This window comes from Pseudomonas sp. GL-B-26 (assembly GCF_019947405.1).
Classification (GTDB): Bacteria; Pseudomonadota; Gammaproteobacteria; order Pseudomonadales; family Pseudomonadaceae; genus Aquipseudomonas.
In genome coordinates, this window is sequence record NZ_JAGYGJ010000047.1 from 43,573 (window position 1) to 53,752 (window position 10,180).

General features: G+C 60.6%; 7 protein-coding genes and 1 pseudogene. 4 read left to right on the plus strand and 4 right to left on the minus strand.

All coding sequences use genetic code 11. From position 1 onward, the window contains the following. Positions 1-4: 4 nt before the first annotated feature. The 4 genes from betA to speB all read right to left on the minus strand — a co-directional run bounded on the left by betA (position 5) and on the right by speB (position 6,014). Entirely contained in the window at positions 5-1,693 is a 1,689-nt protein-coding gene (betA, locus tag KGB23_RS24480) for a choline dehydrogenase (protein WP_223432903.1), read from the minus strand. Between the two features lie 2 nt (positions 1,694-1,695). Next, positions 1,696-3,264: a purine-cytosine permease family protein gene (locus KGB23_RS24485; RefSeq protein WP_056743525.1), complete on the minus strand. Its 1,569-nt coding sequence runs from the start codon at positions 3,262-3,264 to the stop codon at positions 1,696-1,698. Positions 3,265-3,473: 209 nt separating this feature from the next. Beyond that, positions 3,474-4,982, minus strand: a complete 1,509-nt coding sequence (locus KGB23_RS24490; RefSeq protein ID WP_223432904.1) for an aldehyde dehydrogenase family protein — start codon at positions 4,980-4,982, stop codon at positions 3,474-3,476. Between the two features lie 27 nt (positions 4,983-5,009). Next, positions 5,010-6,014, minus strand: coding sequence for an agmatinase (speB, locus tag KGB23_RS24495; protein ID WP_095132840.1), 1,005 nt, complete (start codon positions 6,012-6,014; stop codon positions 5,010-5,012). A gap of 151 nt (positions 6,015-6,165) precedes the next feature. Here speB and KGB23_RS24500 point away from each other — a divergent pair, with 151 nt between their 5' ends. The 4 genes and pseudogenes from KGB23_RS24500 to KGB23_RS24515 form a co-directional block, all read left to right on the plus strand. Further along, entirely contained in the window at positions 6,166-7,080 is a 915-nt protein-coding gene (locus KGB23_RS24500; RefSeq protein ID WP_223432905.1) for a LysR family transcriptional regulator, read from the plus strand. A gap of 57 nt (positions 7,081-7,137) precedes the next feature. After that, positions 7,138-8,646, plus strand: coding sequence for a sigma-54-dependent transcriptional regulator (locus KGB23_RS24505; RefSeq protein ID WP_223432906.1), 1,509 nt, complete (start codon positions 7,138-7,140; stop codon positions 8,644-8,646). A gap of 422 nt (positions 8,647-9,068) precedes the next feature. Next, complete coding sequence (gcvH, locus tag KGB23_RS24510) at positions 9,069-9,446, plus strand: glycine cleavage system protein GcvH (RefSeq protein WP_150657248.1); 378 nt, start codon at positions 9,069-9,071, stop codon at positions 9,444-9,446. A gap of 10 nt (positions 9,447-9,456) precedes the next feature. Next, positions 9,457-10,180, plus strand: a pseudogene (locus KGB23_RS24515) (glycine dehydrogenase (aminomethyl-transferring)); the annotation flags it as partial.

A 10,180-nucleotide genomic window follows, 5' to 3' on the forward strand; every position in this document is an offset into this window, starting at 1 on the left:
GGGTTTAAACCCTCACACTGCGCCCTGGCAACGATGATCGCTGGCTGGTTTCCCAATCCTGGACCAGACCGACGGGCGCATCGGACGCTGGCAGCATGGTGCGCCCACGAACCAGATCGGAGGCCCGTTCGGCCAGCATGATGGTCGGTGCATTGAGGTTGCCGTTTGGCTCGGTCGGGAACACCGACGAGTCGATCACCCGCAAACCCGCGATGCCCCGCACACGCAGCTCGGAGTCAACCACTGCCATCTCGTCCTCGCCCATGCGGCATGAGCCACAAGGATGGTAGGTGCTTTCCAGGTTTGCACGCACGAAGGCGTCGATTTCTTCGTCGGTATTCACCTGTGGTCCGGGGGCGATCTCGCCGTCGCGGAAGCGGTCCATTGCCGGTTGGCCGATGATCTCGCGGGTCAGTCGGATGCAGCGGCGGAAACCTTCGCGGTCCTCTTCGCGTTGCAGGTAGTTGAATTGAATCTCTGGATGCTCGTAAGGGTCAGCGGAACGCACCCGAACATAACCGCGACTTTTCGGTTTGTTCGGCCCGGTGAGCACCATGAAGCCGTGGCCCTTGATCGGTTTATTGCCGTCATAACGCATGGCCGCAGGCAGAAAGTGGAACTGAATGTCCGGCCAGCGCAGGCCCTTGTCTGAGCGGATGAAGCCACCTGCCTCGAAATGGTTGGTAGCGCCGAGTCCGTCCTTGAACAACAGCCAGCGCAGGCCAATCAACAACTTGCTCAGCGGGTCCATTTTGCTATTGAGCGTCACCGGCTCCTTGCAGCCGAACTGGATGTAAACCTCGGCGTGATCCTGCAGGTTCTCCCCTACTCCCGGCAGGTCATGACGCACGCCGATCCCGGCTTTGCGCAGGACCGCGGCCGGGCCGATACCGGAGCGTTGCAACAGGTGCGGCGAACCGATGGGACCCGAGGAAATCAGCACCTCACGGTTGCAATAAACCTGATGGGTCTGCCCTTCGTGGTCATACATGACGCCGACGGCTCGCTTGCCTTCAAGGATGATCTGGCGAGTCATTGCATGGGTGATCACGGTCAGGTTCGGACGCCCCATGGCCGGGCGCAGGTAAGCGTTGGCCGTGGAGCAGCGCACGCCGTTTTTCACCGTCATGTGCATCGCGCCGAAACCTTCCTGCATGTAGCCGTTGCAGTCCTCGGTCTTGATGTAGCCCGCTTCTGCGCCCGCCTCGACCCAGGCCCCGTATAACGGGTTTTTCATGTGATTGCCGTTGGTGGTGTGCAACGGGCCGGTGCTGCCGCGATAGCCGTCACCGCCCTCCTCGTAATGCTCGGCCCGTTTGAAGTAAGGCAGGCAATTGCGGTAGCCCCAACCCTCTGCACCGAGGGACTCCCATTCGTCAAAGTCATAGGCGTGGCCACGGATGTACACCAGGCCATTGATCGACGACGAGCCACCCAGCACTTTGCCTCTTGGGCAGTGAATGCGACGTCCGTTGAGGAACGGCTCCGGCTCGGTTTCGTAGCGCCAGTTGTACTTCTTGGTGTTCATCGGGATCGAAAACGCGCTCGGCATCTGGATCACCACACTGCGATCGCTGCCGCCGAATTCCAGCACCAGGACCGAGGTGGCCGGGTCTTCGCTCAAGCGGTTGGCCAACACACAACCTGCCGAGCCGGCGCCGATGATGATGTAGTCGTATTTTTGCGTAACCATGATTATCTCCGGACCGCCGATTCGTTGAAAACGGGCAACGACGGCTTGGTCAACGTGTCGCCGGTGGTGTATTGCGGGGATGTTTTTTCGATGTGCTGGATGACGATTTCTTCGCGCTTGAGGTCGATCGAGCGGCTGAACCAGTAGTACACCAGCCCCGACACGATCAGCCCGACGAGCCAGGCGATATCGATGCTGCCGAGTGCCTTGGCGAGCGGGCCGACATAGACCTCACGCTGTTCAACGCCATCGTAGATGTAGAAGAACGGGATCATCGAGATGAAGCCGATGGCATACGCCGCGATGCCGCGCAGGCCCCAGCTGCCATAGATGTTGCCGTGGGGCATGAAGAAGTGCGGGATGGCGTAGCGGCCCTTGCGGACGAAGAAGTAGTCGGTCAGGTTGACCGAAGTCCAGGGCACCAGGAAGTACAGCATCACCACCAGGTAGATGCCCAACACCGACAGGCCTTTGCCCGAACTCTGGATGCTCAGGGCCACGCCCAGTTGCAGCAGGATCACAAAACCAATCGCCAGGATGCGCGCCTTGCGGGTCGGTTCGATGTGCTTGATCGAGTCGACGCAGGTCAACGTGGTCAGCTTCGCACTGTAGATGTTCATGGCGATGACCGGCAGGAACGCCAGGATCGTGACAACCACCACCACCGTCCCCATCAGTGGCGACACGGTGTTGCCGACTTGCCCAAGGGCCACCAGCACATCCGTGGAATGCAGGTGATCGGCCAGCCAGCCACCGACGGAAATCATCCATGCACCGGACAACGAGGCACCCAGGAAAACCACCGCGATCAGTTTGCCGCTGGAGGTGTTCTTCGGCAGGTAACGCGAATAGTCGGACACATACGGGGCGTAAGCGATGTTGTAACTCGCCGCTGCCGCGAACTGGGCGATGAAACCGGTCCAGTTGAAGCCCAGCGGCGCCGGGGCTACTTCACCGGCCGCAAGCACCGGCACCGCGGCATCGGGAACCCAGCCCATCAGCACCGCCAACGTCACCAGGCCGTAAAGTGGAAGCGACAGGTACAACGCCCATTTGAAACTGCGGTGCATCCAGTCATGCCCGAGGATCGCCAATACGGCCGCCGGTATCGTCACCGCCACCGCGATCACCGCGGGGTTGAAGCCAAATAGCGTGTGCAGCCCCTGCATCATCAACACCAGGTTGACGATGTTGAAACCGGCGAACACAAACAGCGTCGCCAGCAGCACCAGGATCACACCGCGATAGCCAAACTGCGCACGCGACTGGATCATCTGCGGCAGGCCAAGGTGCGGGCCTTGCGAGCCGTGAAAGGCCATGAACAATGTGCCGAACATGATGCCCAGCGTGCCGGCAAGTGTGGTCCAGAGCGCGGTCAGGCCGACGCTCGGGCCAACAAAGCCGATGGTCATGGTAAAGAAGGTGAAATTGCCGAGGAACCAGAACGGGCCCTGGCTCGACAGTTTATCGGTGCGCTCGCTCTCTGGGATGAAATCAATCGAATGGCTTTCGACGACGGGTTTGTCGTCCAGGACCGACACGCTCAGGGCTGACTTGGCGTTAGTGTTCATGATGGTCTCTTATTGTTGGAAGATCATGACGAGATAACTGCATTCTTTCGGGTGAACGGTTCCCTTGTGGAAGCGAGCTATGTGGCGAGGGGGCTTGCCCCCGTTGGACTGCGTAGCAGTCCCATTTTTTTGGGGCCGCTTCGCGACCCAACGGGGGCAAGCCCCCTCGCCACATAGCCCCCTCCCACAGGGTTTGAGTCAGCCATGACTCAGGGGAGCGTGATCCAGACCGCCTTGGTCTCGAGCAGGTAATCGAGCTGCTCCGCGCCCAGATCCTTGCCGAATCCGGACTGCTTGTAGCCACCGAACGGCATCGACGGGTCGAGGGTGCCGTGGGCGTTGACGTAGACCGAACCCGCTTTCAACCGAGGGATCAGGCTGTGCACCTTTCCAAGGTCATTGGAATACAGTGCGGCCGCCAGGCCGTAAGGCGAGTCATTGGCCAGGGCCAAGGCCTCTTCTTCATCGTCGAACGGTGCGGTGACCAGCACCGGACCAAAGATCTCTTCCTGGACGATGCGCATGTCGTTGCGGCAATGGGCAAAAATGGTTGGCTCGACGAAGAAACCGGGGCCTTCGACAGGCTGGCCGCCATAGACCAGTTCGGCGCCTTCTTGCTTGCCGGTTTCGATGTAATCGGTCACTCGCTCCTTCTGCAACGCCGAGACCAACGGGCTGATGAAGCAGTCTGGATCCAGGCCCGGTGCGATTTTCAGCGTGCGGGTGTAGGCGATCAGTTCGCGCAGAAATTCGTCGTAGACGCTGCGATGAATGTAGGCGCGAGTACCGGCATCACACACCTGGCCGGAGTTGAAAAACACGCCGTTGGCAATGGCCTGGGCGGCGGCCGGCACGTCGGCATCGGCCAATACGATTACCGGTGATTTTCCTCCGAGTTCGAGGGTTAGTCGCTTCATTTCGTCCAGCGCGGCGCGGCCGACGGTACGGCCGACCGGGGTCGAGCCGGTGAAGGTGAGCTTGTCGATACCGGGGTGCGCGGCCATGGCCGCACCGACCACGCTGCCGCGTCCGGTGACGATGTTGATTACCCCGTCCGGGATGCCGGCTTCCTGAACCAGTTCGGCAAAGCGCAAGGCTGACAGCGAGGTCAGTTCGGCGGGTTTGACCACCACGGTGCAACCGGTTGCCAGGGCGGCTCCGAGCTTCCAGGCCATGGTTTGCAGCGGGAAGTTCCAGGGCACGATGGCGCCGACCACTCCTACCGCTTCCTTGCGGGTATAGGCCAGGTAATTGCCCGGCAGCGACGGTTCAACGGTGCGGCCATGCAGCTTGGTCGCCCAGCCGGCGAAGTAACGCAGCGTATCGACGGTGCCCTGGATATCGACATCCCGCGCGAAGGCGACTGACTTGCCCATGTCGATCGATTCGATTTCTGCCAGTTCGGCGGCGTTACTCTCAATCAGGTCCGCCAGGCGTTGCATCAACCGCTCGCGTTCCGCCGGTTTGGCCTGGCGCCAGGCGCCGCCGTCAAACTGTGCGCGAGCGGCTTGCACGGCGCGGTCCAGATCCTGGGTGGTGCCCATTGGAATACGCGTGATCAGGCCCTCGGTCGACGGTTCGATGACGTCGGACGTCTGCCCGTCACTGGCCTCAACAAAGGCGCCGCCGATGAACATTTTCTGTACCTTGCTGAGGAAGGTCTGGGTGGCTTCGGATACACCGAATTTCTGCAAATACTGCTTAACGATCGTGTCCATTTTCATTCCCTCTGTGCGGCGGTCAGATCACGCCGTGGCCGTGGTGGTTTCGCTCATGGCGTTCCGTGCTTGAGCCCGCTCATGGAAGATGAAACCAATGCTGTTGAGCAGCAGTTGCGCCGCCAGAATCGAGGTCATGCCGGAAGGGTCATAGACCGGTGCAACCTCGACCAGATCCATGCCAACGATGTTGCCTTGGCTGCGTTTGGCCAGGGCCTGGATGATTTCCAGCACTTCGTAATAGAGGAAGCCGCCGTGACTTGGGGTGCCGGTGCCCGGGGCGATGGACGGGTCGAAACCGTCGATGTCGATGGTGATGTAGTAGTTGATGTTCTGCGGGATCAACGCCAGCACACCTTCGACGCCGAGGCGGCGTACATCACGTACCGAAAGGATCTTCGAGCCGGCCGCGTGGGCGGCTTCATAGTCGTCGCGATTGGACGAAGACACGTTGCGGATGCCCATCTGGGTCATGCCGACAATGTGGTTCATTTCGGACGCGCGGCGCAGCGGGTTGCCATGACCGTAGCGAACGCCATGACGCTCATCGACGAAGTCCAGGTGCGCATCGAAGTGGATGATATGGATCGGGCCGCGGCCCTCGAATGCCTTGATCACCGGGGCGTGGACCGAGTGATCGCCACCGAGTACAACCGGCATGACACCGGCATCCAGAATCTTGCGCACGGCGTATTCGGTGTTCTCGTTGCTGGTGACCATGTCGGTGTGCACGATATCGGCGTCACCCACATCGACCATGCGCACGTCGGCGGCAGTCAGGTACATGACGTCATCTTCGTGGTCATAGGCACCGGCATGGCCGAAGGAAAACAGGGTCGATGCCTCACGAATGCCGCGTGGTCCGAAGCGTGCGCCGGAACGCCACTGGGTGCCCATGTCGTTGGGCACGCCGAGGACCGCCACGTCCGCATCCAGTGCATCCCAATCGGTGCACACCGGGGATTTGCCAAAGGTGCAGTGACCCACGAATGGCAGGTTCAGGCGACCGGATTCATAACCGTTGTTCGACATTTCAGGCATCTCCAATTCTTGTTATCAGCTAGCGGACTTGGATGGCGACCGCCGTTGGAATGACTATGGGCGCAGGTTTTCGTGGAAAAAATGCTAAACATCAGATACTCATATCGGCATTACCGATGCATCCACACGCGGGAGGTTCAAGGTGATTCAGCTGCACGATGTCGATCTGAAACTGCTCAGGGTGTTTGCCACGATTGTCAGGTGCGGCGGTTTCTCTGCCGCGCAGGCGGCGTTGAATGCCGGCCAATCAACCATCAGCGAACAGATGACTCATCTGGAAACCCGGCTGGGGGTCAAGCTCTGTCAACGCGGGCGCAGCGGCTTTCGTCTGACCGAGCAAGGCGTGGCGATCCACGAAGCCACTCAGCGTCTGCTCTCGGCGGTGGAAAACTTCTGCATGGACGCCGACGTGCTCAAGCAGCACATCAGCGGCAAGCTCAATCTTGGGATCATCGACACCACCATTACCGACCCGGACTCACCGCTGCCTCGCACCACCCAGCGCTTCGTGTCGAGGGGACATGATGTGCACCTGAACGTGTACGTCGGCACCCCGGCCGAACTGGAAGAACGCGTACTCGACGGTCGACTGCACCTGGCCATCGGGCATTTCCCGATTCACGTTCCAGGCCTGTTGCACACACCGCTGTATCAGGAAGCCTTGGGGTTGTATTGCGGGCGGCGACATCCGCTGTATGGCAGCAAGGCCGAGGGTGACGGACTGCTCGAAGAGATTGCCGCAAGCCGGATTGTCGTCAGGGGCTACATGCAGCAATACGACCTGGAACACCTGGGCGTCAGCAAAGCCGCGGCGACCGTGGACAATATCGAAGCGCTGGCGATTCTGCTGATCTCCGGCGCCTATCTGGGCTTTCTGCCGATGCACTTCGCAGCCCAGTGGATCAAGACCGGCGAGATGCACCAACTGGCGCCCACCAGCTTGCAACTGATGTCGCCGTTCGACGTGATCACCCGACGCGGCACTGCCCCGCCGCCGATCCTTCAGGCGTTCCTTGAGGATCTGGCCGCCTGTTCGCGCACCACCGGCAACACCTGACAGACACGGCGCGTGCCGGTCATACTCATTCTGTTCGCAACCCTTGCAGGCCACCCTATGCGCATCCACGTCACCTTCATCGACCGCGTCGGCATCACCCAGGAAGTGCTGGCCCTGCTCGGTGGGCGCCGTTTCAATCTGGATGCCGTCGAGATGGTGCCGCCCAACGTTTACATCGATGCGCCCACCCTCGGTGCCGATGTACTGGAAGAGCTGCGCGAAGCCTTTCTTGGGGTGCGCGGCGTGCAAGCGGTGACGATGGTCGACATCCTCCCGGGGCAGCGCCGACGCTTGCAACTCGATGCCTTGCTGGCGGCCAGCACCGACCCGGTGTTGGCGGTGGATGAGCGCGGTCATGTGCTGCTGGCCAACCCGGCGTTGATTTCGCTGTGCGGCCGGGAGCCCGCCGGTGAACCGCTGACGGCACTCTTCGATGATTCCTCCTTGCAACAGACGTTGATCGAACACGGTTACCGCCTGCCCATGCATGAGGTCAGTCTCGGTGGCCAGACGCTGCTGCTGGACGCCATGCCGATCACCGATGCCGGCGCCCTGCTGACCCTGTATCACCCGAACCGCATCGGTGAACGGCTCTCGGCGCTGCATCATGACCATGCCGAAGGTTTCGACGCGCTGCTCGGCGAGTCCCCGGCGATTCGGACCCTCAAGGCCCGCGCCCAGCGTGTTGCAACGCTCGATGCACCGCTGCTGATTCAGGGTGAAACCGGCACCGGCAAAGAGTTGGTGGCGCGTGCCTGCCACGCGATCAGCGCCCGACATGACTCGCCCTTCCTGGCCCTGAACTGCGCGGCACTGCCGGAGAGCCTCGCCGAAAGCGAGCTGTTCGGCTACGCCGCGGGCGCTTTCACCGGCGCACAACGGGGTGGCAAACTCGGCCTGCTGGAACTGGCCGACCAGGGCACGGTGTTCCTCGACGAAGTCGGTGAAATGTCGCCGTACTTGCAGGCCAAGTTGCTGCGCTTTTTAAGCGATGGCTGCTTCCGTCGAGTGGGTGGCGATCGTGAGGTCAGGGTCAACGTGCGGGTCCTCAGCGCGACCCACCGTGACTTGGAGAAAATGGTCAGCGAAGGCAGTTTTCGCGAGGATCTGTTCTACCGCCTCAATGTGCTCAATCTGCAAGTGCCACCGTTACGCGAACGCGGCCACGACATCCTGTTGATGGCCAACCATTTCATGCAGCAGGCCTGCGCGCAGATCCAGCGTCCGGTCTGTCGCCTGGCGCCCGGGACCTATCCGGCGCTGCTCGGTAACCGCTGGCCGGGCAATGTGCGCCAGCTGCAAAACGTGATTTTTCGCGCCGCCGCCATTTGCGAAAATCCACTGGTGGACATCGATGACCTCGACATCGCCAGAACGGCCGTGGAGCGGCAAAACGACGGTGAGGTTGGCAGCCTGGAGAATGCCGTCGAAGGGTTTGAAAAGAACCTGCTGGAACAGCTCTACAGCAGTTATCCCTCCAGCCGTTTACTGGCGGCACGCCTGCAAACGTCGCACAGTGCAATCGCTATCCGCTTGCGTAAATACGGCATTCCCAATAAATCGTAAATCCGACTAGATCAAATGTGGGAGCGGCGGTGCGGCGATCCGACTTGCTCGCGAAAGCGGTGGGTCAGGCGCCTGCAAAGTTGCTGATCCGACGCCTTCGCGAGCAAGCCCGCTCCCACAATGGACATGTGTCGTTGCAGCCTGTGTGAAAATCGATACAGCGTATTGAATTCAAGACATAACCGTCACGACCTGCCTGGCCCGGGCCTCGCACCCTCTCTCTTGAGTACCTGTATTGATTTCAATACGGAGACGCATTGCCAATCTGTCTAAAAATGATTCAAGCAATTGATTTAAATAGATAAATAAACATTGGCACCGCCCTTGCTATCAACCCTCAAGCCACGCTCGCTGCCCTGCACGAGCCTGCCAATCGCCATCCGCCACCAGCAGTGGATGAGTCTGAACAATGAGGAGTTGATATGAGCGAATTGCGTTTTACCGTCGATCACGAATGGCTGCGTCTTGAGAGCGATGGCCTGATTACCGTGGGGATCACCGCTTATGCCCAGCAAGCGCTGGGTGACGTTGTCTTCGTTCAAGTGCCTGAACTGCGCACCTTCGGCGCTGGCGATGAGGTGGCGGTGCTGGAGTCGGTGAAAGCCGCCAGCAGCGTGTACATGCCGCTGGACGGTGAAGTGGTCGAGGTGAATTCGACGCTGGAAAACTCCCCCGAATTGATCAACGAAGACGCGCTGGGTGAAGGCTGGTTCTTTCGTATGCGCCCCAGCGACACGAGTGCAATGGACGCCCTGCTCGACCAAGCCGCTTACGAGCGCCTGACCCACGACGACGCTTGAGGACTTCTCCATGACCGCCCTCCTCGACACCCGCAACGAATTCATCGCCCGCCACATCGGCCCGCGCGCCTTTGATGAGCAAGCCATGCTCAACAGCCTCGGTTTCGACTCGCTGGAAGCCCTGAGTGCCAGCGTCATCCCGGACAGCATCAAGGGCACCAGCGTCCTTGGCCTCGAAGACGGCCTGAGCGAAGCCGATGCCCTGGCCTTGATCAAGTCCATCGCCGGCAAAAACCAGCTGTTCAAGACCTATATCGGCCAGGGCTACTACGGCACGCACACGCCGTCGCCGATCCTGCGCAACCTGCTGGAAAACCCGGCCTGGTACACCGCCTACACCCCGTACCAACCGGAAATTTCCCAGGGCCGCCTCGAAGCGCTGCTGAATTTCCAGACCCTGATCAGCGACCTCACCGGCCTGCCGATCGCCAACGCCTCGCTGCTGGATGAAGCCACCGCCGCCGCCGAAGCCATGACCTTCTGCAAACGCCTGAGCAAGAACAAGGGTAGTCACGCGTTCTTCGCCTCCGTGCATTGCCACCCGCAAACCCTCGACGTGCTGCGCACCCGTGCCGAGCCGTTGGGCATCGACGTGGTGGTCGGCGATGAGCGTGAACTGAGCGACGTGTCGCCATTCTTCGGCGCTTTGCTGCAATACCCGGCGAGCAACGGTGATGTGTTCGATTACCGCGAACTGACCGAACGCTTCCACGCCGCCAATGCTTTGGTGGCGG

Coding starts and splice junctions, on each gene's coding strand:
- betA (WP_223432903.1), bottom strand. CDS start 1,693: ATGGTTACGCAAAAATACGACTACATCATCATCGGCGCCGGCTCGGCA.
- KGB23_RS24485 (WP_056743525.1), bottom strand. CDS start 3,264: ATGAACACTAACGCCAAGTCAGCCCTGAGCGTGTCGGTCCTGGACGAC.
- KGB23_RS24490 (WP_223432904.1), bottom strand. CDS start 4,982: ATGGACACGATCGTTAAGCAGTATTTGCAGAAATTCGGTGTATCCGAA.
- speB (WP_095132840.1), bottom strand. CDS start 6,014: ATGTCGAACAACGGTTATGAATCCGGTCGCCTGAACCTGCCATTCGTG.
- KGB23_RS24505 (WP_223432906.1), top strand. CDS start 7,138: ATGCGCATCCACGTCACCTTCATCGACCGCGTCGGCATCACCCAGGAA.
- gcvH (WP_150657248.1), top strand. CDS start 9,069: ATGAGCGAATTGCGTTTTACCGTCGATCACGAATGGCTGCGTCTTGAG.